Origin of the sequence: Sphingobacterium thalpophilum, assembly GCF_901482695.1 — a bacterium.
Classification (GTDB): Bacteria; Bacteroidota; Bacteroidia; order Sphingobacteriales; family Sphingobacteriaceae; genus Sphingobacterium; species Sphingobacterium thalpophilum.
Window position 1 is genome coordinate 4448291 of sequence record NZ_LR590484.1, and the last position, 16632, is coordinate 4464922.

The 16632-nt window shown below is 51.3% G+C and carries 10 protein-coding genes; 1 reads left to right on the forward strand and 9 read right to left on the reverse strand.

Going from position 1 to position 16632, the window contains the following annotated elements; genetic code table 11:
• Positions 1-62 precede the first annotated feature (62 nt).
• A complete protein-coding gene (locus FGL37_RS18585; protein ID WP_028070910.1) occupies positions 63-869 on the forward strand; it encodes an SDR family NAD(P)-dependent oxidoreductase in 807 nt (268 codons plus the stop codon).
• A gap of 146 nt (positions 870-1015) precedes the next feature.
• Here the strand turns inward: FGL37_RS18585 and FGL37_RS18590 are convergent, their stop codons facing one another.
• The 9 genes from FGL37_RS18590 to FGL37_RS18630 form a co-directional block, all read right to left on the reverse strand.
• Positions 1016-1807, reverse strand: coding sequence for a hypothetical protein (locus FGL37_RS18590; protein ID WP_028070909.1), 792 nt, complete (start codon positions 1805-1807; stop codon positions 1016-1018).
• A 3-nt stretch (positions 1808-1810) separates the two neighbouring features.
• Positions 1811-2614, reverse strand: a complete 804-nt coding sequence (locus FGL37_RS18595; RefSeq protein ID WP_028070908.1) for a hypothetical protein — start codon at positions 2612-2614, stop codon at positions 1811-1813.
• 9 nt (positions 2615-2623) lie between these two features.
• Positions 2624-6046 (reverse strand): TonB-dependent receptor, encoded by a 3423-nt coding sequence (locus FGL37_RS18600; protein WP_028070907.1) that lies wholly within the window; start codon positions 6044-6046, stop codon positions 2624-2626.
• A gap of 153 nt (positions 6047-6199) precedes the next feature.
• Entirely contained in the window at positions 6200-7363 is a 1164-nt protein-coding gene (locus tag FGL37_RS18605; RefSeq protein WP_028070906.1) for a FecR family protein, read from the reverse strand.
• A gap of 72 nt (positions 7364-7435) precedes the next feature.
• On the reverse strand, positions 7436-8044 hold the full coding sequence (locus FGL37_RS18610; RefSeq protein WP_028070905.1) for an RNA polymerase sigma factor: 609 nt from the start codon (positions 8042-8044) through the stop codon (positions 7436-7438).
• 334 nt (positions 8045-8378) lie between these two features.
• A complete protein-coding gene (locus FGL37_RS18615) occupies positions 8379-9830 on the reverse strand; it encodes a SusD/RagB family nutrient-binding outer membrane lipoprotein (protein ID WP_028070904.1) in 1452 nt (483 codons plus the stop codon).
• A 10-nt stretch (positions 9831-9840) separates the two neighbouring features.
• Entirely contained in the window at positions 9841-13113 is a 3273-nt protein-coding gene (locus tag FGL37_RS18620; RefSeq protein ID WP_051607121.1) for a SusC/RagA family TonB-linked outer membrane protein, read from the reverse strand.
• Positions 13114-13330: 217 nt separating this feature from the next.
• Entirely contained in the window at positions 13331-15247 is a 1917-nt protein-coding gene (locus FGL37_RS18625; RefSeq protein WP_028070903.1) for a TlpA family protein disulfide reductase, read from the reverse strand.
• Positions 15240-16628 (reverse strand): RagB/SusD family nutrient uptake outer membrane protein, encoded by a 1389-nt coding sequence (locus FGL37_RS18630; protein ID WP_081817928.1) that lies wholly within the window; start codon positions 16626-16628, stop codon positions 15240-15242. The genes FGL37_RS18625 and FGL37_RS18630 overlap by 8 nt, the downstream gene beginning before the upstream one ends.
• Positions 16629-16632: the final 4 nt, after the last annotated feature.

The following is a 16632-nucleotide window of genomic DNA, read 5'->3' on the forward strand; positions in this document are numbered from 1 at the left end:
ATTAAAAATGACCGATCGGTCATTTTTAACTTTCGAATTTTAATTATAAAACATAGAAAACAATGGCAAAGACAGTATTGATTACCGGAGCGTCAAAAGGATTTGGACGGGTCTGGACAGAAGCATTTTTAGAAAAAGGCTACCATGTTGCCGCTACGGCGCGCAACGTGGCTACCTTAGCAGACCTCAAAGCGAAATATGGAGATCGGGTATTGACCTTGCAGCTGGATGTTGACAGGCGTCAGGAGTCAATGGAGGTGGTGCAACAGGTAAAGCAGCATTTTGGTTCCATCGATATATTGATCAACAATGCAGGCTATGCGCTGATCGGGGCAGTCGAGGAGACGACCGAGCAGGAGGCCCGGGCCCAGATGGAAACTAATTTCTTCGGAACGCTATGGCTTACCCAGGCAGTGCTGCCGGTCATGCGGGAGCAGAAAAGCGGTCACATCATCCAGGTGTCGTCGATCCTTGGTCTGGCGGCTCTGCCATCAATGGGGCTGTATAGTGCATCCAAATTTGCCGTTGAAGGATTTACGGAAGCTCTTGCCGCCGAAGTAAAGGACTTTGGTATTCGGCTGACCTTGGTCGAGCCCAATGGCTATGCAAGCAACATCTGGCATACAGGCATCGCCACAGCGCCAGACCCGGTGTATGACGGCCTGAGAAAGACACTGGCATCCCATAAAACGGAATTTGGTCAGGTCGAAGCTACAGCGTCTGCCTTACTTCACCTTGCTGAAACAGAAAATCCGCCCTTGCGACTCTTCCTGGGCAAGGTGGCTCTTCCGTTTGTTAAACAGGCCTATGCTGAGAAACTGGAACTCTGGGAGGCCTGGAACGAGCTGTCCGTGGCTGCTCATGGATAACCGCCCTCTGGGCATGGAAAGGAGGCAATAGGCTCCTGATCTGGGCCGGATATAGGCATGGCCTGCCGCTGTTGCGGCTATATTCCCTGAACAGCGGGTATCTGAACTTTCGGATACCCGCTGTAGGTTTGTACTGTTGCAATACTTTAATTCAGATAGAAGAAAAGCCTGCTGAACAGCTGATTGGGCACTTTGGGTGCAATAAAATAGGGCTGCACTTTTCCCGTGTCATTCAATACGGGAAAGAAGAATCCGGCTGCGGGAAGCTTACTTTTTGCCTCGTCGCTTTCAAAAGCCCATTCGTCCGTACCGGCCTTCGTAAAATTGACCGTGGCATTCCTCAGATCTCCTTCGCTGCCAAAATCTGCTGTTGCCAGATAATCGACGTACACCCAGCTGCCGGGGACGACATGCTTGGCAATATATTCTTTAATCAGCGCTCCGGAAGTCGCATCGACTTTTTGCAGGGAAATATCAACGGGGTACGCTATACTTTTATCGTAAATGTAAAAGCCCAGCTTATTGACCTTGGGATCACTGGCGGGCACCGGCACTTCCTGGACTTTTCCGTCGAAATACAGATAGTTGAAATTCACCCTGATGGTATTTTCGGGCAGCTCAGCGCGGTACACCACTTGCTTTGTCACGGTATCCGTCAAGGTCACCGACCGTTTCTTGGGCTCTTTATAGCTGAATGCCGTCGTGAAATGGATATTACTTTGGGGCTGAATGATAAAATCACCGTTTTTATGATCGTATACTGTGGTGTCAATCGCGACCACCAAAGGATGCGCACTGCCGTTGTGGCCATTGATAAGGATATGCATGGCTCTTTCTACTTCAGGGGTATCTTTGTTACAGGCGCTGAAAAACAATAGAATGCCGCTCAGCAGGATGCTGGCGGATATGGAAAATGTCCTTGTTGGCAGATGTTTCATAAATTATAATTCTAAAACCTTGTTAAACCGCATGATATTGTTCACGGGAGCTTCGTTGATGATAAATAATCTGGAAATGGACGTGGTGGGAGAGGGTACAGGAGCGCCCGAATTCAGCTGATTGAATGTAAACGGTGACCCTTCTGAATAGGGAATATCGGTCCCGGCCTTGTAAATATAAGCACGGAACAGAACAGATGTTTTCTGCCCGTTGTACTCCTGTATCCCTAAGGGAAATGGATCAAATGTGACTGGCGCCGAGAATTCATTGGGCTTCAAATTTTTTATCCGGATGACTTCTTCAAACACCTTGGGGGTAAAATAGTATTTCCCGAATACGATATCGACGGGCTCGCGATAATTTAATATATTGGACTGAAGCATGTAGATCAGCTGTACTTTACCTTCCACAGGTGCCGGAACGGCCGGAAAATCGGCTACTTTACCGTCCATATAAATTACATTGAGCTTGGTCTCCGCCGTGGTATCAGTGCTGCGGATTTCTCTTTCCAGAAGAATTTTACCGCTCGCTGCGGAGGTCATGGTAAACTTAATGCTCGCCTTGCTGACCGCGTTAAAATTGTAATTCGCACCGAAATCGATCCGGCTGAATGGCGGCGTTACCGTAGCAGGAAAGGTGTCGAGCTGCAGGATAAGTTGTTCGTCACTGTTGTTGTATCCGCTTAAATGGATCATATGCACATTGGAACTGTACAGCAGATCGTCCCCGCCTTTGTTACAGGACAGCAGGGTACATAACAGTACGCAGAAAATCGCTTTGACTATTGAGATTGTTGTTGTGTTCATCGCTGTTGATTAAAATGTATATCCGAGGGATAGGCTAAAGGAGCTGCCCACTTTGCGGTTGAAGGTTTCTTTGTCTCCGACGCGGACCTTGTGTTTTCCATCTTCGGAGGTTTCGTAATAGCCTTCTTCGTATTTCCGTGAAAAACCGAACTTCCATTCGTAGATCTCGTCCCACTCCTGTGTCGGCAAGGCTGAATTGGCCACTCCCTTCCACCGGTCCTGTAGTTTGAAGGTCTCGGCTCTGTTCACATAAAAGCGGAATGGACTGTTCAGCAGATTGCTCAGGTTGAGTTTGATGTCCAGATTTTTGTTTTTGAGAAATTTATAGCTGATCTGTGCGTCCAGCTGATTCCGCGGCCGCTCATATTCGATCAGCTCCTCACTCATGGCGGTCATAAAGGTTTTATACCCCATATGATTGAACGCCACATTGGCTCCCAGTCTGTCGGCAGTGTACTGTAAGGCTGCATTGTAGACCACGGGAATCTGTCCGTAAAGCGGGCGCTTGCTTTTCAGGACATACTTTTCGCGGTATTCAAAGCTGTTCCCGTATTTGTCGGTGCCCATGGATGTGGCTTTAAATTCGGCCGACTGTACCCTGGAGCTCTGCAGTGTCACATTTCCGCTGAAATTGAACTGTTCCATCAATGAACCCGGCAGCATGAAACCTAAATTTTTGCGGATATCAAACTCCAGCCCCTTTACCTTGGCCCATTCTGAATTATTGGTCGTTACGTAAATGCGGTGTGAGGAATCCATCATCTGCTGGTACAATTCGATGGGGTTCTGAAAATATTTATAGAAAAAGCCGATGGAGATCACTTCTGCAATGGAAGGGTACCACTCAAAGCGCATATCGTAGTGGTCGATCAGGGTGGAGAGCACACCTTCATTTCTACGGTATGCGCCGCCTAATGCCGGATCCTGCCGCACCATTCTCGAGTTTTCGATCAGCGCGGGCCGCACCACGGACTGTGCATAGGCGAGCCGGATGTTGACATCCTGTATCGGGGTCAGTGTCAGACTCGCTGCGGGCAGATAGCGCCAGGTTTTCTCCTCGGTCTCGGGATCCGCCGTCATGCCCACAATCTTTCCGGTTTTGGGGTCGACAAACTTTTGCTTGCGCATGGCAATGGTGCGTGCGTCCATCATCAGGTCATTATCGCCATTTTGTAAACTTTTATACTTGTAGTATTCGGCACGTAATCCCCATACCAGGCGGATCCAGGCATTGAAACGGTTGTCCAGCATGCCATAGACTGCCTGGTTGGTGTTTTTTCCCTCATAGGCACTCACCGAGAAGGCGGCGGGATAATAGAACATCCCATGTAGAGGGTCTTTAAACTCCAGATACTCCGACCAGGTGTTGACTGGCGTGAAGGTATTTGCGCCTACCGAAACAATGGGCAGCGACACCCATTCAAACAGGCCGTGTCTGTCCATAAATTGATACCCGGCTTTCAGGATCTGTTTTTGTCCCAGCCAGCTGGTCTGGTAGCTCAGTGCGCCTTCGGCAATCTGGTTGGTCTCCGTGTAATGGTATTCGGACCGCGTAAAGGTGCCGTCTCCGGCATTGGCGTAGTGTGAAGGGATGATATTGTAAATCGTATCGTTTAAGGTTCCGATAGGGGCGAGCCAGGCTTCGGTTGCATCTTTCTCGACGTTATTGAGCCGGTTGCGCGCAACGTTCCATTCGAGTTTAAAATGGCCCAGCTGATGTTCGCCCTCCAGCTTGTTCTGGAGCATATCAATAAATTTGGGGCGGTCATACTCCCTGATGGCCGGTCTGGAATCGTGGCCGATGTCATTTCCCCAGCCCTTGATCACTGAAAACTGGTTGTTGAACATCCTCGAATAGAAGTTTCGGGAGCTGAGTTTGTGCTGCTTGCTGTTCCAGCCGAGATTGACCAGCCCGCTGAGGCTGGAGTTGAAATTATACTGCGTCGAGCTCGTCGGATTGACTTCTTTTCCGGTGCTGACCTCGTAGGTAGCTCCATTTGTCTTTTGCCAGTTGCCCCGCTCAAAATTGGAGATGTTATCGATGGACTGCTCATTTCTGTAGCTGAGTGAGCCCACAAATCCCAGGACACCGCGGGCAGCAGGATAGGTCCTCCCGAGGCTGAACTGATAGTTCTGCCCGGGCATTGCGGTATATTTGCGTGTGCCCAGACGTTCTAATCCGCCGATCCGTTTGTTCTGGGCGCCGATCATTTCGGGTGTAAAAGGCGTCACGCCTTCAGGTACGGGTTTATAGGGATTGGCCGGATCGTAATTAATGCCGTTGAATACCGTTAAGTCTCTCGGAAAATGACCTCTGGTACCGTCGTCAAAAGCCAGGTAGTCCAGGCTGCCGCGGCCGTATCCGAGGAACTCCTTGCCTGTGGACCCGCTGATATACTTGCTTCCCATCGAAAAGGAGGTGAAGTTTCTGGTCGGAATGGCCAGGGTACTGATCTTGACCAGCCCGCCGCCAAAACCAAAGCTCAGGTCGGGGGACGCGGTCTTGTGGATAATGACATTGTCAATCAGGTTGCTGGGCACGATATCAAATTCGAAGTCCCTGACCTGGACGTCGGTGCTCGGCAGGGTAGCACCGTCCATCATGGCCAGATTGTAACGTTCGGCGATACCACGGATGACGACGCGGCGGTTGTCGTTGGTACTCACTCCGGAGATCCGTTTTAAGGTTTCGCCTACGTTTTTATCCGGTAAGACGGATATCTGTTCGCGGCTGATCCCGTTGGAGATGGTGGCTTCATTTTTCTGTCTGGCATAGAGTGAGGCAATGCTTTCCTGCCGGTAGCTGGCGGTGACCACAACCTGCTCGAGGCTCTTGACGGCATTCTGTAAAACGACGTTCAGATCAGTCTGCCGGCCTGCCCGGACGACGATGTCGGTAATGCGCTTGGTCTGATACGAAACGTAACGTACTTCGACCGTATAGGTTCCCGCCGGAAGGCTCAGCGAGTAGCTGCCGTCGGCCTTGCTTTTCAGCGACTGCTTGTTCTGGAGTACGGTTATACTGGCATCGGCCAGCCCTTCGCCATTTTCGTTGATGATCCTTCCGCTGATAGTTCCCTGTTGCTGTACGGCCGTATGGCTGGAGCTGCTGGACTGCGAAGGGAGGGAGGCTGCTGTTTTCTTTGCCGAGACGATCACCGACTGGTCTTTCAGGATAAAGGTCAGCGGCTGGTTCCTGAAGATCTCCGTCAGCACCATGTTGATGTCGGTGTTGTGGGCTTCTATCGTGACCGGCCGCGCCATTTTGAGGAGGCTGCCTTCGACCAAAAATCCATAGCCTGTCTGGGTGCTGATTTTTTTGAAGACTTTGGCCAGGGAGCTGTTTTTCTCCGATAGGCTGATGTTTTGTCCGATTGCTCCTAAACTTATCTGCAGCATGCCTGAAAGTGTCATGAAGGTGATCAGCTTCATTTTCAATAGTATTTTTGTATTTTTTTTATACATTTGTTAATCTGAAATATGTGTTAATTGGATCGCGAAATTCATTTGCCTATTCCAGATATTGGCCAGTAGTGTTAGGACCACTATTGGCTTTTTTTTGGGAATAGGGCATGGGGTTGTGTCCTATTTTGTTTCTACGATAAGCCTCCTTCCTTGCATTTCTACCTGAATGCTTTTAAATGTTTTCAATAAATTCAGTACTTTCTCAAAGGGCCAGGACCGCGGTATCCTTCCCGTAAATGTTTCTGGGCTTGTGGTACCACGGTAGTGGATATCCACAGCATACCAGCGGCCGAACTCGTCGATAACCGTGCGGATGTCATTGTCCGTAAAGTCAAAGTAACCCTCTTTCCAGGCGATCACCTCGGCAGGGTCCACATGTTTGACTGACATGGACTGGCCGGCCACGATGCCCTGCTGGCCCGGACTCAGGATGATGCGGCGGTGATGACTGCTCAGCGCTATGGAACCGGACAGGAGCGTGGTTCTGGCACTGGATCCAGCGTTATATGTGTTGACATTGAAATGTGTCCCCAATACTTCGATCATCTGGTTTTCGGACCATACCCTGAAAGGCTTCGCGGCATAGTGTGCCACCTCAAAATATACCTCGCCGGTGATCTTCACCTCTCTCGAATGGCCGTTGAAGGCCGAAGGATAGGTGATCGAGGATTGTGCATTCAGCCAGACACGGGTACCGTCAGCCAAGGTCAGCTGGTACCTGCCGCCCCGCGGGGTGGAGAGGGTATTTGAATATACCTTGGCGACCTTGCTGTTGGCGGTGTAAACCAGATTGCCCGGTTCGGATCTGTTGATATGCACGTTGCCTTCGGTAGCGAGTTCGCCTTTTTTTGATTCGTCGAGCACAATCTTTTCGCCATTGCCGAGCGTTAATACCGCTTTGTCCGTGGCAGGAGTAATGCTGCTTTCTGCTGTGACGATGGCTTGGTGCTCTATAGGTTGATTTTCGAAGATGTAAACACCAAAGGCAGCGATCAGCAGCAAAGAGGCGGCAGCCTGCAGTAGCCGCTTGCGGGGATAGAATAAAAACCGTTTTTTGGGGCTGGCAGCCACAGGCGATGGGGCAGAGGCAATCTGGTCGAGTATCTTTTCTTCCAGCTGCTTTTTCCGAAACGCGCGTTCGTCGGTGCTTAAGCTGTCAAGGAGATCCGGATTGCCCTCAAACTGGGCGTACCAGTTGTCCAGAAGCCTGAGTTCTTCTTCGCTTATCGTCCCTGCCTCATATTTGGCAAGTATGTCGCCTATGTGTTGATTTTGACCGTCCATTTCCTGTGCTTTATACTTACTAGTACCTCAAGCAGACAGAAGCGGGAACAGGAAAATGAAAAAAAAACTGAATTAATGTTTATGAAGGTACAGCAACAGCAGCAGCTGGAAAATATCCATTTGATGGTCTTTGATTTCGGCTCGCATGATATTCATGGATTTCGTAATGTGCTTACGGACCATGGCCACCGAAATGTTCAGCTGCTCGGCAATATCCTGGTTCGAGCGTTTTTCGAAACGGCTCAGCAGAAATACCTGTTTGCAGGTGGCCGGCATTTTTTCGGCAATATGAAAAATTTTGGCGTGGATCTGCTTGGCTTCAAGCAGGCTGTCGGGCTGCACAGGGGAAGCCTGACCGAGGTGGGATACTGTTGCGGCATATTGTTCCTGGATTTTTTGTGCCCGGTAGGTTTTAAATACCTGAAACTTAACCGCCGTTCGGAGATAGGCGGCAAGGGAATGTTTGAGCTGGATTTCTTTTCTCCGCACATAAAAATCCACAAATACATCCTGAACGATTTCTTCTGCTATGGACAGCGAGCGCGTGCTTTTGCCCGCGGTATTGATCAATGGCTCCCAATAGCGGTTATAGAGTTCGGAAAAGGCAGCTTTATCGTCCTTCAGTTGGACCAGATCCACCAGTTCCTGATCCGTAAGCGTGGTAAATTCACAATTAGCCATGGTCTTTATGCAAAGACCAAATGTAAGTACGCAATTATACCTGAGCGTGTTACGAATATTAATAAATTATTAATATTCGGGCCGGAGCGCCCCCGGGCAGCTGCTGCTTGCCTATGCGTTCCTCGACCGGTACGGGCACTGATACCATCCTCAGCGTTGCCACCGGCTGGGCTGGCGGCCGGAAAAGATGAGACTGGCTGCTGCAGCCTACAATTGTCGGACATGGACGAGGTCCATCATGAAGCCTTAGCTTCCTCCATGAATAGAAAAAGCCGTTTGGATGATCTCCAAACGGCTTTTTCCATAGTGCTATAAGCTCGTCATTTTGAGCGGACTATTTCTCCCACCATACTTTGGTATGGAAGTCATCTCCGCCCATCTGCTCGACGGCTTTGGCGTAGTTATCCGGATTAAAGCGGCGTACTTCATTCTTGTACATAAACCGTGTCGGCATGACACCATTGTAAAACATATACGGTGTTTTAGGTAATTTAGGATAGCCCGTACGGCGGTACTCAAACCACTGCTGGTAGTCCACCATAAAGAGACCTAAATATTTTTGAAGCATAATCCGCTCCAGCGTGCCATTGAATTTGGCTGCTTCATTGGCAAAATAGTCTGCCGGAACTTGACCGCCGTATTGCTCGATCGATGCACGTACACCCTTTTCATAGGCTGTTTGTGCCTCGGCATCCATGCCCAGCGACAGATAGACTTCGGCTTTGATGAATTCAACTTCTGAATAGGGCATCAGGATCTCCTGGATAGCGGTGCCGACCACCTCTGGGTACATGAGTTCACCATTCGGAGTGCTCGGACTAAATTTATAAGCGGATAGGTCGCCGGAGTGTCCCGCAGGTATCCCTTTATAACCTATTTTTACGGGTTTGTCGTTGACCATTTCGGTGGCCTCGGTCATGATAAACGGGCGTCTCGGATCATTCAGGGTGTTTAGATTATCGACGAAAAATTCGGCCATCGCCGTAAAATTGACATAATCCTGCCGTCTTCCCCAGGCATAATCATAGGGCGACTGACCGGTAATTTTTACGATGGCGGCATCCGCATTGGAAGTAAAGATCGGGTACTGTGCGGGGTTATCCAGGATGGTTTTGATCTTTGCCGCCGCCGGAATGCGTTTGGACTGGCGCAGGTAATAACGCAACAGGAGCGAGTTGTTGAATTTTCGCCACAGCTCTTTCTTGTTGTTGTAGAGCAGATCACTTCCATTCATCACATCCTCGCCGGCATACAGCGTGTTTGCGGTCTCCAAGGCTGCGATCATATCCGCGTAAATCTGCTCCTGCCTGTCAAACTTGGGCTGGCTGATATGTTCTTCGGCACGGAGTGCTTCGGACATCGGCACATCGCCAAAGCTATCGGTCAACAGGCCGGCAATATAGGCCTTTAAGGTGATGGCAACCGCCTTGTAAACGTCCTGTCCGCTTGTTTCGGCTGCTGATTCCATTTCGCGGATATTCCGCAGGTACCGGTAACAGGTATTCCATGTACCGTCGCCGGAGGTTTCGGTAAAATAATACCGGTGCACGCCATTGGCCGCACTCGGATTGGCCAGGCCGGTCTGCATGATTTCCCAGGTAAAGTCGTTGCTCCGTACAGTGAAATAGGTTGACATGCCATATACCGTGGGCGTAATTAACGCACTGGGGGTCACATTTTCGACTTTGTTGGGATCGGTATTGATTTCATCAAAGTTTTTGGTACATCCCTGCAGTCCGACCATGGCCGACAGGAGAAGTGCAATGCTGATATGTTTGATTTTCATTGGTCTCGATTTAAAAATTAGCTCTCAGATTAATTCCGAACGTTCGTGTGCTCGGCATTTGTCCCATCTCCACACCGGGCATGATCGTGGCGCCATTTAATGCGGCAGTCTCGGGATCATACATCGGGAAGTCGGACCACATCAATAGGTCACGGCCAAAAAATGCAATCGATGCACTGTTCATCTTCCAGCGCGACACGAGGCTTTTGGGCAGCCCGAATTCCAGACGGACCTCGCGCAGTTTCAGATAGGAGGCATCAAAGCTGTTGGTCTCCATATTGGCCCGGCGATAGTAGTCGCCGTACCAGGTATTGATAGCCACCTCTTTGGTATTGGGACGATAGGTACCGTCGCCATTGTCCACCACGCCCTCACCAACGATAAATCCGGTCTCACGGCCTTTTAGCGTATGCTCCAGCTTACCTTGCTCGGTCATCTTGTGGTGTGTCTGGGAGTAGACAATGCCACCGTACTGTCCATCCAGCAGGAAGCTAAAGGACATATTCTTGTAACGGAACTCGTTGTGCAGACCGCCCCGCCAGTCGGCGTAGGCATTTCCGATCTTGACTTTGTCCGTAGGGCGGACAGCCAGACCGGTGCTTGCATCAATCAGCACGTCGCCATGTTCATTGCGTACAAGACCATAACCCCACAGGTCTCCTGTCGAACCGCCAATGGTTGCCCGGATCTCTGCGGCGCCAGAACCACTGCTCGCAATGATCTGATAGGGCGTTTCCACGCCTTCTGTCAGTTCCAGTATCTTGTTGTCATTCTTCGACCAGTTTGCGGTTGCCGTCCACTGGAAGTTTTCTGTTTTGACGGGTATCCCTGATAAGCTCAGTTCCCAGCCTTGGTTTCTGATCAAACCGCCATTAATGAGGGCCTGGCTGAAACCGGTGCTGACGTCCAGCGGAACGGTCAGGATCTGGTTGCGGGAACGGTTGTAGTAAAAATTGATATCCGTCGTCAACCGGTTATTTAAAAATGCGAGATTCAGTCCGGCCTCTGTTGATGTGGATATTTCGGGTTTCAGATTTTCGTTATGCAGCACCGAAGGAGCCTCGGCAGATCCCGGAAAAATGGACGTCTCAAAATATTTCAACGTGCTGTAAGGATCCGCGTCGTTACCGACCTGTGCCCAGGAGAGCCTCAATTTTGCAAAAGATACCGCTGATGGCATCTGCATCAGATCGCTCAACACAAAACTACTGCTCACCGAGGGGTAAAAATAAGACCGGTTGTTGGCTGGTAAGGTAGACGACCAGTCGTTGCGCGCGGTCACATCCAGAAAGATTTTATCCTTCCAGGACAGGTTTACCAGACCGAATACACTTTGAATTTCTTTTTTTATCAGCTTATTTTCGGCTACCGCATTGGTAAGGGCATTGCTCAATTTGTAAACACCCGGCGAGATCAATCCGCGGGCCACACCGATGTCTTCCTTCATATCGCGCTTCATCACGTTACCGCCCAGCGATGCCCGGAGGCTGAAATCCTCGCTCAGCTTGTCGGTGTAGGAAAGCAAGGCGTCGGTATTGGATTCCATATAGAACAGGTCCTGCTGCTTATAGTATCCCTTAGGGAAATTGGCGGTGTCCCAGGGCCGTCTTTGTTCGCGGCGGTCTGAACGCATATTGATACCCGACCGTAGCATCAGCTCCCATTTGGGGTTAAAGGTATATATTCCCTGCAGCATACCGTCGATGCCGTTGCTCACCAGGCTATTCGTCATTTCATAGGCAATGACAAATGGATTTTCGATATACGAACTGAATGGATGTATCTGCTCGAGATTCTCCTTTCCTTTCTTCCATCTCGGCCGGTACCAGTTGAGGTCGATACTCGGATTCTGGAAGATCATGAAGTAGGCAATGGACTGATTGTTGTAGCCCGTTCCGGGGAGGTTGTCGCTGTTTTTGTTGGTGTAGTTGGCTTTGAAATTAATCTTGAGCTTGTCACTCAGATTGGCCGAACCATTGAAGGCAGCCACAAGGCGCTCAAACCCGGTATTGGGCATGATCCATTTATTCGAGGTATGCGTGAGTGATGTTCTTGCCGTAAACTTGTCTGTTCCGCCGTCGAATGCAACGCTGTTCATATAAGTCGCTCCTGTGCGGAAGAAACCTTTGACGCCGTCCTTGTAAGGCACCCATGGTGTGCGTTCGGTACCTGTTGTCTCCAGCTCTGGATCGTACTGGAAAAACATCTGCCCGTCAAATTTAGGTCCCCAGGCACTGGAGGTCGAACCGGTGTTGCGGCCATCCTCGGTCAGGCCGTAGGAATAATACGGATCGCCGTTGGCATTGCGTTCCAGGTTACCTTGTCCGTATTCATATTGAAAATCAGGCCATTTTAACACGTTTTGAAAACTGCTGTTTGAATTGACGGTTACCCCGATACCTTTACCGTTTCTTTTTCCGGATTTGGTGGTAATAATCAGTGCGCCATTTCCTGCACGGCTACCATATAGTGCGGTCGCGGCGGCGCCTTTCAGCACGGATATGGATTCGATGTCGTCGGGGTTGATATCGCCGAGTCCATTTCCAAAATCCACGGGAATATCTTTGTCTGCTCCGCTGGAACCGGCGCCATAGGCATCGGTTACACCCGAACTAAACCGGCCATTGACCAGTGGAACCCCGTCCACGACAATCAGCGCTTCGTTTTTGGTCGGATCCAATGAGCGGTCGCCCCGTAAGTTGATGCGCGCGGTGTTTAAGGGACCGCTGCTTGCCTGCGTGATGTTGAGTCCGGCGACCTTACCTTTCATGGCATCCACCCAGTTGCTCGGTGTCGCATCGGTCATCTGTTGGCCACTGATTTTACTCACGGCATATCCGAGGGACTTTTGCTCGCGTTTGATGCCCAGGGCCGTCACCACGACTTCCTCCATCTTCTGGTCGGAACTATGTAAGGTGATGGATGCGTTTGTTGTGGTGGCTGACCATTTTCGTGCTAAGGGTTCATAACCGACACTTTGAAAGGTCACTTGCTGACCGGCGTCGACCTGAATGGTAAAACGGCCTTGATTATCTGTGGTTGTCAATGGCCTGCCGCCTGCGGTGATCGTGACGCCGGCTATAGGTTGATGGGTGTTGTCGTCCAGCACCGTGCCGGATACCGAAACTTTCTGCTGGTTTAACCATACGTGTTTGTTCCCGTGAGGAGAAAAGGAATGCGCCGCTGCCGGAGCAAAACCCAATCCGACCAACAGTAAAAATGCGCGGCTGGTACGCCCGGAGTATCGGTGGAACGATGAGGTCATGTTTTTCATTTGTTTCATAATAGACAAATCATAGGGCAGAAATCACTGCCATGGATTCGGCAAAGCTAGCCACTCCATATAAAGTTTATGTTAACAGAGGATTAACAATAGGATAACAAAACGCAAGATCACGCATTAAAAACGCATAGATCACGATTAAATAGGGTGTAAATAGTGCATAAAGCGCAGTTTATACTGCGCTTTATGTACGGCTCGCGGTCTATGCTGTCGGGTTTTACTGCTCCTGTTCTTTTAGGTATTCGATCATGGCATCCAGGCTCTGTAGCAGCTTTTCACCTTCAAATCCCACTTTCCGGAAACGGATATTGCGTTTGCTGTCGAGAATCAGCGTGGTCGGAATGGAGGTGATATCGAGCTTGCTGCTCAGTTTCTTGTCCTGGTTGTAGTAAAAGGGGAAGTCGAATTGCGGATTGGCCTGCGCCCATTTGTAGGCATCGTCCCAGCTGTTGCCGCTGCCAGAATTGAGCACGACAAACTTCACTTTGGGGTCGTCTGCATACTTTTTGTACACCTGATGCAGGTAGGGGAAGGAGGCAATACAGGGCTTGCACCAGGTCGCCCAGAAGTCGATGACCACAATCTTGCCTTCCAGATCCTGTGGGCCTAATGGCCTGCGCGACATATCGACGATGCTGAACTCCGCCGGAAAGGGGCTGCTGCCGATGGTCTGCGCAAATTCCTGATAGTAATGCTGCTTCCACTGCCTGTCGAGCTTGCTGAAATAGGCCTGCCGGTCGGCGGCAGTACGGATCCCCCGATGGCCGACTGCATCCTCCAGCAGCTGCCGGATCTTGGGGTCAAAGGGGGCCTGCTGATAGGCAGCTTCGAGTACAGGTAAGGCACTTCCGGCATCATTCCATTGCTGGTACTGTGCGGCGACGGCGCTCAGCAGTGCCGGAGACTTCAGCGTGGGGATGCTCCGGGCAAACCACTGCCGGGCGGCTTCCGGCTGGTTCAGCCGGGCTGCCAGAAGTCCCTGGCTGGCCATGATCTCCGCCTTGACTGCTTCGATTTTGTCGGCCCGCGCAGGATCGTGGGCGACCAGATAGCCGGTTTCGGGAAAATAGCGGATCAGACTCACGGGGTATGCCGCGATACTGTCCAGAACATACAGATTGAGCCTGGAGGCTTCGCGGAGCAGGATCTTGTGGTCCAGCATCAGCTGCACATAGCTGCGGTACGCGCGCCATTTGTAGGGATCTGGCTCCCAGGTGGTGATCAGGGGCAGGTAAGTACGTGCTGCCACACTGTCGCCACGCTGCACGGAGTAGCTGAACAGGTACTCGTAGGCACTGCCTAAGGCCTCCTTGTTGCTGTCCGTGCGGCGCTCCAGCAGCTGCTGTATCCCTGCCACCACCGCGGACGAGTCCGGCTCACGCAGCAGCGTATTGAGCCGGTAGGAGATCCCGATCTTTTCGTTCGGAAACTCGTCCACCACCACACGGCGGATCGAGTCCACCTTCTGGTTCTGTCCCAGGATCAGATAGCCCATCGTCACTTTGTTGAGATTGCCCTCGGAGAGGGGATTGCTCCTGAATCTTTGCTCGATCACGGCCAGCCCTTCTTTCAGCAGCTCCGACTGCCGGGCGGGACTGCTCTCCTTCATCTGCAGAGCGATCAGCCGCAGCCGGGCCTCATAGTTGTCGGGATACAGGCTGAGCTCTTTCTTTAAGTAATGTTCCTGCAGGGGGACGATACGGTCGGAAGTCTTGTTCTGCACCGGCACGCTATAGGATTTACCGAGGTAATTGCCGGCAATGAGTTTGCCCTGTTTATAGATATAAATTTCGTACTGGCTGCTGTCGCTGGCCTGCTGCACAAATTTCTTGTCCTTATCGGAAATGGTAAAGCAGGAAAAGTTGGCATAAGGCGGCAGCTTAAACTGTACCTGCCAGCGGCCATGCTGCTGCTGCATGGGCATCCGGCTGGGCAGCTCGTAAAAGTTGGAGTAGCCGAAGTCCACGAAAAAGGGGCCTGCGGCACTGGGTGCAGCGCTGCCACGGGGATCAAAGCTGATCGTCACGGTATCACCGGCCACGGCTTTTGCCGGCACAATGCGGACCTGCGCCCGCAGCACGGGGCTGGTTTGCAGCAGGACGAGCAGCAGCGAAAGGTTGAGTAGCTTAATCATTCTGCTGGAGATTAGGGTTGGTCAATAGAATAGAACTTGCGATCGGTATTTTTAAGTCGCTTTCGCTAAAGTCTGTTTTGGCTGCTTTGAGCACCGGCAGGGCCCTGTTGGTCCGGACCAGGTCAAACCAGCGGTGCCCCCATTCGCCGAGCAGCTCCAGCTGCCGTTCTTTTTCCAGTGCCACTGCGATATCGGCTTTGGCCATCGTGTGGGGCAGGGCATCGAGTCCGGCACGCTCACGGATCTGGTTGATATCGTCGATGGCGGCACCGAGCTTGTTCTGGTTGAGACGGGCTTCGGCACGGATCAGATACTGCTCGGCCAGACGCAGCACGGTGTTGTATTCGGTAACGGGTGCGCCGGTACGCACCTTGTACTTATAAGGCATATAACGGGTCTCACTGCCGACAGCATAGGGCTTCAGCCAGTTGGCCTTACGCAGGTCACCGTCCTCATAATCTGCCAGTGTGCTGCCGTACACCTGATAATAGCTCCGCGCTGTTGCCACGGCCGGAACGATGCTGAACCCTTCCCAGGTATTGACACCAGCAGTGGAGAGGTTGACGGTCTGCAGCTGCCAGATGGCTTCTTTGCTGGTTTTCAGGAACACGGTATTCAGATCGCGGGACAGCTCATAACGGCTGTCGCCGATGACTTTGGTGGCTGTGGCTTCGGCATTGGCCCAGTCCGAGCGGTAGAGGTATACCCGGGCCAATAAGGCTTCCACTGCTTTTCGGTTGGGACGGGTGCGTTCGGTGCCGATGTAGGTATCGGGGATGTCCGCAGCAGCCTGCCTGAGGTCTTCCACCATGAAGGCATAGAGCTCTTCCCGGGATGCTGGACCTTTCTGGTTGTTGGCCTCCAGATTTTTGGTGTCCGTGATCAGAGGGACTTTGTTGAACAGATTGCTAAGGTAAAAGTAGCAGAATACCCGCGTAAAACGGGCTTCGGCAGACAGCTCTGCCTTGACCTCAGCACTCAGCGACGAGGCTTCCAGACCTTCGATAATTTTGTTGCTATGGTTGATATAGCTGAAAGGCTGGGACCAGAGACGGTCGAGATAAGAGGTGGCGGGACTGAGTTTATTGTATTTATACTCATCATAAGTGGTAAAGGCTGAATTGTACTCGTCGGCCAGACTCGCCAGGACGATGGTCATCAGTCCGCTGGCAAACTGGTTGTTGTAATTGTTCATGCTGGTATACAGCCCGGCTACTGTTGCGCTGGCGGTTTTGGCGTCGCTGAAAGCCGCGCCGGCAGCCACTTCGGTGCGCGGCGGATCGGTCTCCAGAAATTTGCTGCAGGACAGGTGGAGCAGCGGTGTGGCAAAGAGACTGTAGATGATATATTTTTTCATGGGATAGTTCGTTGGTCGTTTCATGATT